The sequence below is a fragment of the Shewanella sp. 10N.286.52.B9 genome (assembly GCF_002873635.1).
Lineage (GTDB): Bacteria > Pseudomonadota > Gammaproteobacteria > Enterobacterales > Shewanellaceae > Shewanella.
The window spans coordinates 67,098-82,928 of record NZ_MCTY01000025.1; the positions used below are offsets into that span (position 1 = coordinate 67,098).

The window sequence follows — 15,831 nt, forward strand, 5'->3', positions numbered from 1 at the left end:
GACGGCCATATTTTATTGTTATATTGGCCTTTTTCTTGTAAAAAATTTAGCCATCACCGTAAAGGCTGCTGATTATTTCTACCATGGCTGGCGCTGACAGCATAGTAATAAATGGTGCTAATTTGTTACCTGCAGACTTAGCGGGATCTTTTTTATTAACAAGAGTTACTAAAGTGTCATCTTGATTGCAGTATTGGCTAAATAACTAAACCTATAATGATTTTTAATCATCATGACATCATTGATATAAGGTTGAATTTAAATGGCTAAACAAGTATTAGGTAACAATGCCTTAGGCTTACCTTTCTCTCCTGCGGTTGCTGCGGGTGGGTTTATTTTTTTATCTGGGCAGATGGCGTTTGATCAGAACAATCAATTAGTGGATGGTGATATCACCGTGCAGACCAAGCAAGTGCTAACCAACATCAAAAACTTATTGGCAGAGCAAGATTTAACGCTGGACGCCATTGTAAAAAATACCATTTGGTTAACCCACGTTGAAGATTTTGCCGCCTTTAATCAGGCCTATGCTGAATTTTTCCCTAATAATCCTCCTGCTAGAGCGACTGTGAGATCTGATTTATTGATCCCGGGTGCGCGCATTGAAATTGAAGCGTTAGCGATAAAAGATTAGCCACCAATTAGCGCTGTAATGCTTGAGGGGAAAACATGAATATCATTATTATTGGTAGTGGACTGTTGGGCTTGAGCACCGCTTATCAGCTACATGCTCAAGGGCATCAAGTCACAGTGATTGATCGACGTGAAAGTGCAGGGCTTGAAACCAGTTTTGCCAACGGCGGCTTACTGACCCCCAGTTTGTCAGACCCTTGGAATGCACCAGGTGTGTTCTTTAATATGCTAAAAATGATTGGCAAAGAAGACTCGCCATTACTACTCAGACCTAAAGCATTACCCTCGCTGGCATTGTGGGGGCTCTCCTTTCTAAAAAACTCTCGCCGTAAAACCTACGAGCAAAGTATTTTTCGTAACACCCGCATGGCGAAATACACCCTAGATGTGCTTGATGATATGACCCAAGCAATCGGTTTGTCTGATCTGGGTGGTGGCAGTGGCACCATTAAGGTCTGTCGTCAGCAACAGGAGCTGGATGAAGTGCTGGCCATGGCCGAGTTTCTTCAGCCTGAAGCGGTTAAGTTTACTATGCTCAGCCGTGATGACACCTTTAAACTTGAGCCTGCATTGGCCCCGCTAAAAGGTAAGGTTGCGGGGAGTATTTATTTTCCTGAAGATCGCTTTGGCGATGCCCATCAATACTGTGTTGAGCTAACAACTTACCTTGAAAAAGTAGGGGTGCAGTTTTTATATAACACCACAGTAAGCGATATTATTAAGCACCAGGGCAAAATCACCCACATTAACACTAGCCAAGGCCAGTTAGATGCCGATGCATTTGTATTGGCAGCAGGCAGTTACACGCCGTTATTGGCGAATAAAGTGGGCGTTAATATTCCGGTTCGCCCCTGTAAAGGTTATTCATTAACCCTAACGCTTGATGGCTGGGAGGGCGGGCCTAGCATGCCTGTGATAGACCATTCGCTGCACGCTGGGGTGGTGCCGCTAGGGAATCGAATTCGGGTGGCGGGTACGGCAGAGTTTAACGGTTATGATACCCAGTTAAATCCTGGGCGGTTGCAGAATCTTTATGATTTATTGCAGGCGATTTACCCTGAGTCTAGCGCTTTTGTGAACCCAGAAACCACCAAAAGTTGGACGGGTTTACGACCGGTGTCAGCATCGGGTGTACCGCTAATTGGCCGCTCAAAAATTGATAATTTATATATTAATACTGGCCATGGGCATTTAGGCTGGACGATGGCGGCAGGCTCTGGCAAGGCGCTTGCAGACCTTATTAGTGGCGAGCGCCCTGAAATATCTCTCGCTGATTACGCAGTTAATTGCTGAGTTAATTGCTGAGTTAATTGGACAGGGTAGCAAACCTGAATGGCTTGCTACGCTGACATTTATTACCACCTCTAAGGGAAAACCTTGCCGCGGTTGAGAAGATTTTTAGGGTCAAAAGCGAGCTTCAAGCGTTTCATTAAGGCTATTTCGTTGTCAGTGCGGGAGCAATGTAAGTATTTAAGCTTATCTAAACCAATGCCATGCTCAGCAGAAATCGAGCCAGCGTAAGGTTTTAGCTGCTGATAAACAATGCTTTGCACTTGATGCTTAGTCTGCTCATCATAGCTACCTACACAAATGCCTAAATGTAAATTACCATCACCTAAGTGACCAAATACAATGAATTTTGCATGGGGCCACTGCGTCATAATTTGGCTTTCAACTTGCTGAATATATTGCTCCATGTTGGCAATAGGCAGGCTAATATCAAAGGCAAACAGTGGGTTTAACTCGCTGATGACAGTGTCAATATCATCCCTCATGGCCCATAACTGTTCACGCTGACTTTCTGACTTAGCAATTGCGGCGTCCACTAAAATATCTTGCTCTAACGCAGCCATTAGCGCTTCTTCAAATTGCACGGCGTCGCGCTCGGCGTTATGGCCTGTGGCTTCAATTAACACGTAATATGGATAGCCACTGTCGATAACCGTATTGTGCTTGTCTGAGTCGGTCATTAATTGATAAAAATTGCCCCACATCACTTCAAATGCCGATAGCTGACCATTTAAGTGACTGTTGAGTAATTTCAGTAGCTTGGCAACAGCATCAAACTGGGTTGCGGCGACAATGGCAGTATTGCGACTGCTGGGCAAAGGGTGCAGGCGTAACACGGCTTTAGTGACGATACCTAAGGTGCCTTCGGTGCCGATAAATAGCTGTTTAAGATCATAACCGGCGTTATTTTTTAGCATACTGTTTAATGACGAAATAACCGTGCCATCCACTAAAACCGCTTCTAAGCCCAAGACTTGTTCACGCATCATGCCATATTTAAGCACGCTATTACCGCCAGCATTGGTGGCAATATTTCCGCCAATAGTGGCGCTGCCTCTGGCGCCTAAATCCAGAGCAAATAACCAATCTTGTGCGGCGGCTTTTTCTTGCACCATTTGTAGCGGCACGCCCGCTTGCACTGTCATAGTGCCTGCTTGATTATCGATGGACTCAATCTGAGTCATGCGCTCTAACGAAATCGCAATATCGTCAGCTGTTGCATAGGTACCATTGACCAATCCGGTTAACCCGCCCCAAGGGATGGTGGTTTGATCCTGCTGGTGGCAAAGGCTCATCACCTTAGATAGCTCTTCGGTTGAAGCAGGGCGCACAATGGCCAGTGCTTGGCATTGTCCTTTGCCATAAGAGTAAGCGGGCCTGTTGGCAACATCATCCCCAAGGATAATGCCTTTATCACCTACGATAGCGGTTATCTTTTTTATAATATCTATCATATTCATTCTCTGTGACGGTTTGTTAGCTAACTTCTTTAAATTGAATGGCTGATTTATCTGGGCCATGGGTAAATTGATGTAATAGCTTTTCTTTGGCCATGAGTGTGGCGCTAATATTGTTTTCTTTAATATGGCCAAAGCCTTTAATCATTTGCGGTAGCTGAGCGATTTCAATGGCGAGTGGTAAATTATCATGATTCAGGTTTTCGATGATATGCTTTATATCTGCTTGATAATCTTTAATTAACTGCCTTTCCATCTTTCTTTCATTGGTATAGCTAAACATATCTAGTTTAGAGCCGCGCAAAAACTTAAATTTAGCCAACACTTTAAACGCCGTTAAGATCCATGGGCCAAATTCACGCTTAATCGGTAAACCAGTATCAGGGTGTTTTTTGCTAAACAAAGGCGGTGCGAGAGAGAATTTAACCTTAAAGTCGCCGTCAAAATCGTTATGTAAATTTTGCATTAGCGTCGCTGAGCTGTGCAGACGCGCCACTTCATATTCGTCTTTGTAGCTCATTAATTTACTCAGATTAGTGGCTACCGCTAAGGTAAAGCGGTCAGAATTTTCAGCCACAGCTTTTTCTGCTTGGCTGACTTGCTCAATAAACTCACGGTATTGTTCGGCATAGGCATTACTTTGATAATGACTGAGATGCTCAGCCCCATCTTCAATGGCGCTAAAGGCGGTGGTCGCAATATTTTGCTGGCTGTCAGTGGTCAGTAATTGCGAGAAAAATTCAGGATTAAAACACAATAATCGGCCTAAATTTAACGCGTTGAGATTAAAGTCAACACTCACACCATTAAGGCGTAAAGCGTGTTCAACTGAGGCAACTGAAAGCGGTAACGCCCCTTTTTGCAGGGCAAAGCCCACCACAAATAAATTAGCGCCTATGGTATCTCCCATGAGTTTTTTGGCGATGTTAGAAGCATCGATAAAATCGACATTATCGCGGCCTAATAATTGGGTTAACGATTGTTGCTCTTTAAACTCAGTGGGGATCGCTTGTGGGTTTAATTGAAATATTGCTGGTGGCGCAATGGCAGCATTACCAATTAGGCGAGTATGTTGATCATTAATGATTTTAATGATGTGCGGATCTAGGGTCGCCAGTAAATCGAATGCTAAAATTAAATCGGCGCTGCCAGTATCAATTTTAGGGCTAAATAATCGCTCAGGTGAGTTGGCAAATTTAAGATGGTTGTAAACCGCGCCATTTTTTTGCGACAAGCCGGTCATGTCGTAAATTGAGCAGGCTTTATTATCAATATGAGCTGCCATGCCTAATATCGCCCCGACAGTGATCACCCCTGAACCGCCAATCCCTGCAATCATGACATTGTAGTTATCATCAATGTTACACGCGGTAGGCGCGGGAATCGTGGCAAACACATCTGCTGAAATCGCGGTGGCAGCGGCCTTTTTCGGGGTGCCACCAATGACGGTAACAAACGAAGGACAAAAGCCTTTATTACAGCTGTAATCTTTATTACAACTGGATTGATCTATTTGACGCTTGATGCCTTTCGAGGTCACTTTAGGTTGCAAGCTCACGCAGGTTGACTGAACTGAGCAATCGCCGCAGCCTTCACACACGTCAGCATTAATGTATAAGCGTTTAGTTGGATCAGCAATTAAGCCACGTTTACGGCGGCGACGCTTTTCTGCTGCACAAGTTTGCTCGTAAATTAATACGGTGCAACCTGCTATTTTGCTGAGCATGGTTTGCACCATGTCTAAGCGGTCACGATGATAAATCTCAACGTTTTTGGCGATGTCTGGGTTATTGGCGTATGCCTGTGGCGAGTCAGTGACAATCACACATTTACTAATGCCTTCATGGGTCACTTGTTGGCTAATTTCAGCGACGGAGATTGGCCCATCCACTGGCTGGCCGCCAGTCATGGCAACCGCATCGTTATATAAAATTTTATAGGTGATATTGACCTTGGCCGCGATGGCTCCGCGGATTGCCATTAAGCCAGAGTGATAATAGGTGCCATCGCCTAGGTTTTGAAACACGTGGTTGGTGTTAGTGTATTTGGCTAAGCCCACCCACTGCATGCCTTCACCGCCCATATGGCAAGGGATCATGGTGTCTTTGCGATAAAATGCTGCCATGGCGTGACAGCCAATACCAGCCATAGCGATACTGTTTTCAGGTACTTTTGTGGAGGTGTTATGGGGGCAACCAGAGCAAAAGTAAGGGGTTCTAGGTAAGCTGGTGGCGCAACTTTTAGGGTCAAGCTTTGAGCGTAAACGCACAATTGCGGCGTCAACCTTGGGGTGAGTTTGACCATTAATGCGCAGGCGCTCAGCGATGATAAAGGCCAGTGTGAGTGGCTCTAACTGCACATCGGCACTGACGAGCGCGAGGCCATTTTCATCCTGTTTACCAATAACCCGTGTGGCACCTTGTTTGCCAAACAGGATTGATTTTATTTGCTCTTCAATAAAGGCGCGCTTTTCTTCAATAACCAGTAATTCAGGTTGCTGCTGGGCAAAGTCGGTTAATTTGCTGGGCTCGATGGGCCAGATACAACCTAATTTGAATACCGATAACCCCAGTGTTTGCGCAAGATCATTGTCGATCTCTAATAATGCCAGGGCCGACATTACATCGTTATAGGCTTTACCGGCAGTGACAATACCCAGACTTCTTTGTGAGGCGTTGTCATTTTTGGCTACGCGAACCTGATCAAGATTATTGGCTTTAATAAAGCGATGCACCAAGGGCAAGCGGTGAGTAATGACATTGGTTTCATTGGTTTGCGGCGGGATAAAGCCACTGGTTTTGAGATTGATGCTGTCTGTGGGGGTGTCATCTCGACTAGGACGTTTGATATCTATATTGTCGAGATTAATATCAATGGTAGCGGTTTGTTCCACTGATTCATTCACACATTTAAAGCCTACCCATAAGCCGCTATAACGAGACAGCGCCCAACCTAAAATACCATAATCGATAAATTCGCTGACATCGGCAGGGTAAAGTGAGGGAATAAGATTTGCCGCTAACGCTTGTTCACTTTGATGTGAAATAGTCGATGATTTACCAGGATGGTCATCACCGTAAACCACCAACACGCCGCCATGTTCATGGGTGCCAGCATAGTTTGCATGTTTAAATGGATCGCCACTTCTATCAACACCGGGCCCTTTGCCATACCACATGGCAAATACGCCATCGACATTAGGCTCGGGTATGGTGTCGAGTAACTGGGTGCCCCAAATCGCCGTTGCAGCTAGGTCTTCATTGACCCCAGGTTGGAAGGTGATGTTATGTTGATCTAAACGCTTTTTGGCTTTCCAGATATAACTATCTAATGCCCCTAGTGGCGAGCCTCGATAACCTGAAATATAACCCGCGGTATTCAAGCCTTGGTTTTTGTCTAATTGCGCTTGAATTAGCGGTAATCGAACTAAAGCTTGGTTGCCGTTTATAAAGATACGACCAGATGTATTGTTATATTTATCTTCTAAAGTGATGTCACTATGTTTCATCTGCTCTGTTCCTTCGAGTCATATTTGGTGTTATCAATCGATTTTTAGGTTAGAACATGTGAATTATGATGACTGCAATATAGGTGACATTTGTTAAATAAATTCAAAATTAGGCTTTTGTAAGCCTTGCCGCTGTGATGATAAAAATCGCTTTTTTCATTAAACAAAGCCGATATTTAGCATATAGTGAAGCCTTAACAGCATTTAAAAGGAGTTCAAATGATCGCCAGTGTATCGGGGTTATATATCGCTTTAACGGCCATAATGGCCATTTATTTTAGTTTACGAGTGGTAAAGCTTAGAAAAGGGCTGAAGATTGGTATTGGCAATGAGGGTAATCAAGAGTTAATTATTGCAGATCGCGTGCACGCTAACCTTGTGGAGAACGCGCCATTTGCGCTGCTATTAATCTTGGTGGCTGAAGTGAATGGGCTTTCAGCACCGTTTTTACATTTGTTTGGCAGTTTGTGGTTATTCGCGCGCTTGTTACATGCCATTGGCTTAACGCAGGGCAAAGGCGGTTATCATTTTGGCCGCTTTTGGGGAGTATTAATCACCTGGATAATTATTGTCAGCTTAGCCGTGGTTAATATCGGTTTATTTTTAGGCTTATGACTGAGTACTTGATAAGGTGGGAGTTTTACTATTCCCACTGTATTTATAAGGTTTTTTATTTTTAGTCATCAATAAAAAAATTTCACATCTGCTGCTTTTTTAGTCACACTTACTCATCGCCAACTGGTATACTCCGCGACCGTTTATCGACGTATCCATCAATTTTAGGTTACACACATGCAAGTTGAATCCACGTTATTTAATTATCCAAAGTTCTGGGCAGAGTGTTACGGCACAGCTCCCTTTCTTCCTATGTCTCGCAAAGAGATGGATCAACTTGGATGGGATAGCTGCGATATTATTATCGTCAGTGGCGATGCTTATGTGGACCACCCAAGTTTCGGCATGGCGGTTATTGGCCGTATGCTTGAAGCACAAGGGTTTCGAGTCGGTATTATTTGTCAGCCAGACTGGTCAAATAAAAATGACTTTATGAAGCTAGGTCGTCCGAACCTGTTTTTCGGTGTAACCGCCGGCAACATGGACTCGATGATCAACCGCTATACCGCAGATCGTCGCATTCGCAGTGATGATGCCTACACCCCAAACGATGAAGGCGGTAAACGCCCAGATCGCGCGGTAACCGTTTATACCCAGCGTTGTAAAGAAGCCTTCAAAGAAGTGCCCGTGGTGATCGGTGGTATCGAGGCCAGTTTACGCCGTATCGCTCATTATGATTACTGGTCTGATAAAGTGCGCCGCAGTGTGATATTTGATGCTAAAGCCGATATCTTAATTTACGGTAATGCCGAGCGCCCGCTGGTGGAAGTGGCACATCGCATCGCTAATGGCGAAAAAATGGCTGATTTGCACGATATTCGTGGCACCGCAGTTATTCGTCATGAACCTTTGCCCGGCTGGAAAGGCATGGATTCGCGCAAATTAGATCAACTACACAAGATTGATCCTATCCCCAATCCTTATGGTGCTGATGATGTCGGCTGTGAAAAATTATCCGGCCCAACCGATAAAAAGATTTTTGATAATGATGCCCCTAAAGCCATCAGCGTGCAGCCGCCAAGACCTAAGCCGTGGGAAAAAACCTATGTGCTACTGCCAGCTTATGAAAAAGTGGCTGACGATAAATTCTTGTATGCCCATGCTTCACGTATTTTGCATCAAGAGCAAAACCCGGGTTGTGCCCGCGCGTTATTTCAAGCTCAAGGAAATCGCTCTGTGTGGGTTAACCCGCCAGCGTGGCCATTAAATACTGATGAAATGGATGCGGTGTTTGATTTGCCGTATCAGCGCGTACCGCACCCAAGTTATGGTAAAGCGGTGATCCCTGCTTACGACATGATTAAAACCTCGATTAATATCATGCGAGGTTGTTTTGGTGGCTGTTCGTTCTGCTCGATTACCGAGCATGAAGGGCGCATTATTCAAAGTCGCTCGCAAGAATCTATCATCAAAGAAATTAAAGATATTCAAGACAAAGTGCCGGGCTTTACTGGGGTTATTTCAGATTTAGGTGGCCCAACCGCTAACATGTATCGCCTCGGCTGTACTAGCGTCAAAGCAGAAACCACTTGTCGACGTTTATCCTGCGTATATCCCTCAATTTGTGGCCATTTAGGTACCGATCATAAACACACCATTGATTTATATCGCGCCGCCCGTGACGTGCCGGGGATTAAAAAGGTTCTGATTGCATCAGGTGTGCGTTATGACTTAGCCACAGAAGATCCTCGCTACATTAAAGAGCTGGCTAAGCATCATGTGGGCGGCTATTTAAAAATCGCCCCAGAGCACACTGAAGATGGTCCACTAAGCAAAATGATGAAGCCGGGAATGGGCAGTTATCATAAGTTTAAAGAGCTATTTGATCATTACTCTAAAGAAGCGGGTAAGAAGCAGTATCTTATTCCTTACTTCATCTCAGCACATCCGGGGACCACCGATGAAGATATGCTGAATCTAGCCCTGTGGCTTAAATCAGAGAAGTTTAAGCTTGATCAAGTGCAAAATTTTTATCCATCGCCAATGGCCAATGCCACCACCATTTACCACACTGAGCTTAACTCATTGAAAAATGTGAAGCACACCAGTGAACAAGTGACCGTGCCTAAGAAAGGCCGTCAGCGCCGCTTACACAAAGCGCTGCTGCGTTATCATGATCCTGCAGGCTGGCCACTTATTCGTGAAGCCTTAGCTGCCATGGGTAAAGAGCATTTAATTGGTAATGGGGTGCAACATATTGTGCCACCAGAATCACGTAATGAGCGCCAAGGTTTTGGGGCTAAAAACCGTGGTGGCAAAAATGATGGTAGTAAGACGGCTTTCACCCGTTTTTCTGGTAATCAGTTTGCGGATAGAGACAGCGGTAAAAAACCGACCAAAGCCAACAAAGCCAAAGCGGCTGGCGAAAAGCAAGAAGGCGGCAAGTCATCTTCAGCTAAAAAACCAGCTAATGCCAATAGCGCTAACAAAGGCAAAGCTAAAACAGGCTGGTCACAGAAGAAGCAGCCATTTAGCAATAAGGCGAATGCAAAAAATAAATCTTCAAATAGTAAGGGCGCTAGATAAGCCGCTGAGCTAATTTGAAATTGTTAACTAGAAAACCGCCAATAGGCGGTTTTTTTATTTCAGGTTAAATTAAACAATCACTGTTAGTCTGCAAGCCTAGTTCATTTGCTTTAGGGTATCGCCCATGGTTTAAATGAATGATTAAAAACTAAAATAAATACCCCAAGGAATAATAATGAAAAAAATATTGGCCACTGCTGTATTGAGTTGTCTGATCCCCGCTACTGCTATGGCACATGGCAGTCATGATCATGATGAATCTACCACTTACGCTAGTGTACAAGACAGTTACTTTGATGCGCTTGCTGTGCATTGTGGTAAAGCGTATGCGGGTGAGGTGACTGCGGGCAACGAAGCTGATTCAGCTTTTAGCAATAAAGCATTAATCATGCACGTACGTGAATGCAGCGATACTGAGCTTAAAATTCCTTTTCATGTGGGTGACGATCACTCTCGTACTTGGGTTATCACCAAAACCACTTCAGGCTTGCGCTTAAAGCATGATCACCGTCATGAAGATGGCACTGAAGACAAAGTCACCATGTACGGTGGCGACACTGCTGACATGGGCACTGCAACTGAGCAATCATTTCCTGTCGATGCTGAATCAATTGCTAACTTTAATGAAAATGGCTTAACAGCGTCAGTGACTAACGTGTGGCATATGTACATTGAGCCAACAGTCTTCACTTATCGTTTAACCCGCGAAAATCGTGATTTTAGAGTGGATTTTGATTTAACCAAGCCAGTGGCGCTGCCGCCAACGCCTTGGGGTCATGAGTAATGTTGTTTTAAGTATGAGTCTGCATAAATGACATCATAGGCAGCTAAAACCCGCGAAAATCGTGACTTAATAGCCTATTTTTAGATACCTGCCGAATAGGCGGTAAAACCTCTTCTTACTTTGTGTAGGAAGAGGTTTTTTATTTAATACTAACTCGCATTTGCTAACAAAAAGCCGCAAAACTTGTTTTACTCTTTTGAAAAATCAACGTCGTGGTACTGAGTTCACACCAGATTTAGACCGTAAGTTACCTTTCTGTATTTCCAAACTCCGTTTGGATTAACATCGTGGGTTTTCTACCCACACCCGACCAAAAGGGGAAAAGCGCTTGTTCCCCTTTTGGATATCCCCCAGCGCCCCGACGAAAAATGCTGATAAGCGCATGATTTTCGATGGGGATTGATCCAGCTTTCAACTTTGTTTATGACCCAAAGCTTGTTTGCTATTTTAAAAAACAACGTCGTGGCGCTTCGCCCACACCAGACCAAAAGGGTATCAACAGCAATACCCTCTTGGAACACCCCGCTGCCCCAACGAAAAATGCTGAAAAACGCATGTTTTCAACGGGGATTGATCCAGCTTTTAACTTCGTTTGTTGATAACTTCGGTCTTATTCGAAAATGCTAACGCTTCCGATGGTGCATCCCTGCACCGCGAAAGCTAGCCTGACGTCCTGTCAGGCTCACGCTATTTTCTTCAACGTCCTCAATTCAAATTGAACATGTCAGCCTTTAAACCTCGTTACTGATAAAGCTAAATCGAAGAGAAAATAATCCCAGTGTAGATGCGTTCAAGACCTTCGAAAACATGGCGAAGTTTCACTGTGTGGAACGCTCTGAGCGAGAGGCATGGATGCCGAACTGGCCGTTTAACATGGATGTTATTTGTTTTCGCAGAGCCCACAGGGATGTGTTAACGGCGTGTCTTGGATGTATCTGCACATAAGGTCGCTCTTTCACATCCATGTGATCGCGACATTCCGTTCATCCTGAACATCCCAGCCGCAGGCAATGGATTAGGTTGAGGTGATGAACTTCAATGATTCAGCCAATAAAAACTAAGTAAAACTATGAATTAATGACATAAGTTACATTAAGGTATCACCACTTAAGGACAGAGTTGGGTAACCTCGAATACAATCATCGGGCACGCCATTTAGGGAAGAAAAAGCCATTCAATAATATGTGCCTTCAACCCTCCTAGAAAGTTTACAGATTGACTTGACCACATCAGAGCCAACTAATTCAGTCGGACTAACCAGCAGAAACAGGGTGAGGCAATAAAAGTAAAGGTGAACTGAGTTGATACCAATTAATTGAGGCAAACGGTCACAGCCATTAACTGAAATATCAGTATCAAACAGGTAAACAAAGCAGAGTAAAAGATGAAAAATTCCACCTTAAAAGGTGTAATCAGAACAAATGATTAGTCGAAATACTGTACAAAAAAACTACCGTCAAAAAGCAAATTCCTATAGCATAAACCATACCGATAAATAGGGATGTGGTATCGGCCAAGTCCAACAAGCGATTTATGCCCTGCAAACAGCGCAACGCATAAATACTAAAACGTTATATTTAAAATCAAATTTTGGAGATTAATTATGGAAAATATCACGGAAAAAAGGAGTTTATCTCAATGGTTTTTTGGCGAGTATTCTTGGACTCTTAAATTTAGTTGGGTGCTAGCAACATTAGTATGCGTATACCTAGGTGCTACCCGCGAAGAAAATATCTGGATTCTTCTTGTTGATGGGCATGTCAATTCAGCCCTTCTTCTCTATATACTTGGATACTTATCTGATTTTCGGTATAGGTTCATTAAAGAATCGAGAAATAATTAAATATAACAAGAATTTCAAACGGAAAAAAACAGTTGGCTGTTTTCATTCCTCAACATTTTAACCAACTATTTTTTACCTCTTAGCAAAGCGTTACTAAATCATTTTTGTCCAAATGTTGGTTAGTGACTGTGCATCGAACACTTGTAATAACATGCTTTAGGAGCAGGTTTATCAATGATAATTCGATTTGTCAGCTAATGATTGCAGTGAAAGTAACTGTTTATCAGATTATGCTTTAATCTTAGCGTGAAAAAGGCTGCAACTGCAGCCTTTTTATTGGGTGAGATTTTCTCGTTTACAAAAATTATTTAGCATCAAAACTAAATGATTGGCCTGCGATAGCCGCCTCATACATCAATCCGCCTTTCGCGGCAGTGAAAACCGCCATGCCATTCATATAAGCAGCATTAGCTGTTGTACGGTTGCCTGCATTGCCAGCCCCTGCTGAGTTACCTGTTGAGCCCACTTGTGCATTGGCGCCAACAGTAATGGCCACTGCAGATGCCTGGGCGCTAAACTCAAAGGTACCACTGGTAAAGTCGTTATAGGCTTCAGCATCTTTAAAGAAAATAATTTCGCTATAAGCTTGTCCACCTAATTGGAAGCCAATAGAAAGTTGTGACACGCTTGAATCACCACTATAAACACCACCTTTATATACCTTGCCTGAGCCGTAGGCCGCACCGATACCAAAGCCGCCTTTACCCACGGTTGGGTAAATCGCATAGCCGTAGGCACTATCAAAAAAACCTTGTACTTCGGGGGCCTTTTTAAAATCGGCAATGGCTTCGGCGTATTTGTCAGCGTGAGCTGAGCTGGAAAATGTCAGTCCGATAAGCACGAATGTGACCGCTAGCAATGACAATATATTTTTCATAAAAACTCCTGTGATAAGCAAACTTTAGTGATGATAGCTTTAGCATAGCAAACCCAAGCTGAACAAAGCTGTAATAAAAACGCCTAATATTGCTACTAGGTGCTTAAAACTAACATGAGTTCAGTTGGTGCTGAGTATTTAAATGAGTGGTGTTGTTATTTAAATCTAGCAGTGAGTAAATAACTCACTTAATATCCTCTTTAATTGAGCTTGTTTGTACAGGTGTTGGCTCAGGCTGTGGCCTTTATCTGGCGAAGTTAATTTCACTTAGTTTTTGGGACTGACTTGTTCTCTAAGCCCTGATCTGAGGCTTTGTCATCACTGATAACACTTCTTAAATAATCAAGTTCTTCATTATCCAGTAGCAGCTTGGCACTATGATGCTGGGGTGTTTTATTGACCTTGATACGTAAAAATACCAGTCGGGTCACTTGGTGTAGTCCGTATATGGCAAACCCATAAATGGTCGCTAATAGACATAATCTGACGATGCCAACAGCATAGCTAGAAATAGTGTCACCAAAATAGAAGGGTAATAACACCAATACCAATCGTAAAACCCAATTAAGTAAAATGCCGCCAGTAAGCAGTAATAACCACCTAAATCTAACATTTTTTAAGCTTTGATGTTTGTCGACTCTATGACGACTTAACGCGCTAATGATAAGGAAAAAATAGATCCCGCTTTGAATTAAAATAATGGCAGGCATGACTAGGGCTATTTTATTAATGGTGACTAATTCACTGATGTTGTTGACTTGAATATGGGATGCATCGGGAACCATACCAATATTGAACGATACAGTGACAACAATAACCGCCATGGAAATTAGCGTAGTAAGTATATGTTTGACGAAATTGAGGTCAGAGGTTTTAATTTGTAAACACGCTTTGCAATAGCTGTACAGTAAGGGCATCAGTAAGAAGTAAAATGGCACCATTAACGTCATCATAAAATGAATTTGAATTGGGGCATTTTCGCGGGTGATACTGGCTGAAAAAAAGAATAGCGAGATCAGAATAAATAAGGCGCCCAGTAAGCGATTACTATGGCTGGTGCTGCTGTCGTTATTAGCAAAAATATAGCGGACGTAAAAACCTACTCCCAAGCAATGTATGCCAGCGAGTAATGATAGCCAAATATACGCCTGTGAAAAAAACTGATTAATTACGATGGCCAATCCCTTTGTTTATCGTTAAGTCATATCTTAAATCACGCTTTATCAAGCAGCATTATTATGTTTTTTCTGTTTTCTCATATGACGGTTTGACGCCGCTTCGGGCGGTTTGCCAGGTGCGGGCTTTCTTTCTGCGAGCAAATGCGTTATCGCCATAATAGGATGGGGAAGCAGCATTCTTGGGCCAGAGTAAATCATGATTTCACGCACTTTTTGTTTCATGTGCGGTTTGTAGCAATGCACAGGACATTTGTTGCATGTCGGCTTTTGTTGACCATAAGGACAGCGATCTAAGCGTGTTTCTGCGTATTCAAGCAATTCAATGCAATCTGGGCACAAGCCTTGGCTATTTTCCGTTTGTAACGCAATTTGATGATGAGCCCGGCAATAAATTTTTGCCATAGCATTCATTGTGTTGAATTCATATAACAGCTTGCCTGATAGGATCGCGCTTATTGTCATGTGTTAATACCATAGTAAATCACTCGGGTATGGCTAGTTTACCTAATCACAGTCTGTTTATTCAATTCAATGCTTAATAAGCTTGAACTAGAGCACATAAAAACAAAAGCTAAAAATAATGTCAGCTTATTGTGTTAACGAGCATAAAAGCGACATAAACACTTGATTTTTGTCCTAAGAATAGCTTATTAATATTAGTTCAGCTTGTATGATTTTCAAGCAGAAAAATGAAGCTTCCTTCTTCGGATAGGCTAGGAATGGTAAACTCCAAAACTATTCAAATGCACACAGCATGACACAAATATGGTGTTATAAATGATTATTAAAATTATTGTCGTTGTTTTATTGGTTTGGCTGGGTATTTATCTTTATCGTCGAACCCAAACTGTTGCTAAGCAAGAGCTAGAGCAGAAAGAACCAACTCAGGCAGATCCGCAGCCAGAAGCTGAGATAACAGATATAGCCTCAGCCCCGTCTGAGATTGAGTCAGCACCGCAAGATAATACTGAACTTGAGACTGAATCAATAGCTCAAGAATTAGAACCAAGCCCTGTGCAAGATGAAGATACTGTAGTCACTGCCGTAGATGAAGTTGAAGCAACAGTTGAACAAATAGTCGAGACTGAGTCTTATGAGCTGCCAGAGCCAGAGCCAGAGC

The 15,831-nt window shown here is 43.1% G+C and carries 11 protein-coding genes and 1 pseudogene; 7 read left to right on the forward strand and 5 right to left on the reverse strand.

The window, feature by feature from the left end; genetic code table 11:
* The first annotated feature begins 262 nt into the window (after positions 1 to 262).
* Positions 263 to 634: a RidA family protein gene (locus tag BCU91_RS02530; protein ID WP_102475793.1), complete on the forward strand. Its 372-nt coding sequence runs from the start codon at positions 263 to 265 to the stop codon at positions 632 to 634.
* Between the two features lie 35 nt (positions 635 to 669).
* Positions 670 to 1,926: a D-amino acid dehydrogenase gene (locus BCU91_RS02535; protein WP_102530832.1), complete on the forward strand. Its 1,257-nt coding sequence runs from the start codon at positions 670 to 672 to the stop codon at positions 1,924 to 1,926.
* A gap of 71 nt (positions 1,927 to 1,997) precedes the next feature.
* Here BCU91_RS02535 and BCU91_RS02540 read toward each other — a convergent pair whose 3' ends face one another.
* Both BCU91_RS02540 and BCU91_RS02545 read right to left on the reverse strand, forming a co-directional pair.
* A complete protein-coding gene (locus tag BCU91_RS02540) occupies positions 1,998 to 3,377 on the reverse strand; it encodes an FAD-binding oxidoreductase (protein ID WP_102440302.1) in 1,380 nt (459 codons plus the stop codon).
* A gap of 22 nt (positions 3,378 to 3,399) precedes the next feature.
* Positions 3,400 to 6,888 carry an indolepyruvate ferredoxin oxidoreductase family protein gene (locus BCU91_RS02545; RefSeq protein WP_102530833.1) on the reverse strand — a complete coding sequence of 1,163 codons (3,489 nt, stop codon included), beginning with the start codon at positions 6,886 to 6,888 and terminating at the stop codon, positions 3,400 to 3,402.
* Between the two features lie 219 nt (positions 6,889 to 7,107).
* Between BCU91_RS02545 and BCU91_RS02550 the strand changes: the two genes are divergently transcribed.
* The 4 genes from BCU91_RS02550 (at position 7,108) to BCU91_RS02565 (ending at position 11,412) form a co-directional block, all read left to right on the forward strand.
* Positions 7,108 to 7,503 carry an MAPEG family protein gene (locus tag BCU91_RS02550; protein WP_102440300.1) on the forward strand — a complete coding sequence of 132 codons (396 nt, stop codon included), beginning with the start codon at positions 7,108 to 7,110 and terminating at the stop codon, positions 7,501 to 7,503.
* A gap of 177 nt (positions 7,504 to 7,680) precedes the next feature.
* Positions 7,681 to 10,029 carry a YgiQ family radical SAM protein gene (locus BCU91_RS02555; RefSeq protein WP_102440299.1) on the forward strand — a complete coding sequence of 783 codons (2,349 nt, stop codon included), beginning with the start codon at positions 7,681 to 7,683 and terminating at the stop codon, positions 10,027 to 10,029.
* A 229-nt stretch (positions 10,030 to 10,258) separates the two neighbouring features.
* Positions 10,259 to 10,813 carry a hypothetical protein gene (locus tag BCU91_RS02560; protein ID WP_241901006.1) on the forward strand — a complete coding sequence of 185 codons (555 nt, stop codon included), beginning with the start codon at positions 10,259 to 10,261 and terminating at the stop codon, positions 10,811 to 10,813.
* Between the two features lie 392 nt (positions 10,814 to 11,205).
* Entirely contained in the window at positions 11,206 to 11,412 is a 207-nt protein-coding gene (locus tag BCU91_RS02565) for a hypothetical protein (protein ID WP_102530834.1), read from the forward strand.
* Between the two features lie 1,548 nt (positions 11,413 to 12,960).
* Here the strand turns inward: BCU91_RS02565 and BCU91_RS02580 are convergent.
* From BCU91_RS02580 to BCU91_RS02590, 3 genes are all read right to left on the reverse strand, one after another.
* A complete protein-coding gene (locus BCU91_RS02580; RefSeq protein WP_102475788.1) occupies positions 12,961 to 13,533 on the reverse strand; it encodes a lipid-binding SYLF domain-containing protein in 573 nt (190 codons plus the stop codon).
* Between the two features lie 263 nt (positions 13,534 to 13,796).
* Positions 13,797 to 14,642: a hypothetical protein gene (locus BCU91_RS02585; RefSeq protein WP_133126568.1), complete on the reverse strand. Its 846-nt coding sequence runs from the start codon at positions 14,640 to 14,642 to the stop codon at positions 13,797 to 13,799.
* Between the two features lie 114 nt (positions 14,643 to 14,756).
* The gene (locus BCU91_RS02590; protein WP_102440295.1) at positions 14,757 to 15,173 is read right to left on the reverse strand and encodes a nitrous oxide-stimulated promoter family protein; all 417 of its coding nucleotides are present in this window, start codon (positions 15,171 to 15,173) and stop codon (positions 14,757 to 14,759) included.
* Between the two features lie 315 nt (positions 15,174 to 15,488).
* Here BCU91_RS02590 and BCU91_RS20330 point away from each other — a divergent pair.
* A pseudogene (locus BCU91_RS20330) lies at positions 15,489 to 15,831 on the forward strand (hypothetical protein); the annotation flags it as partial.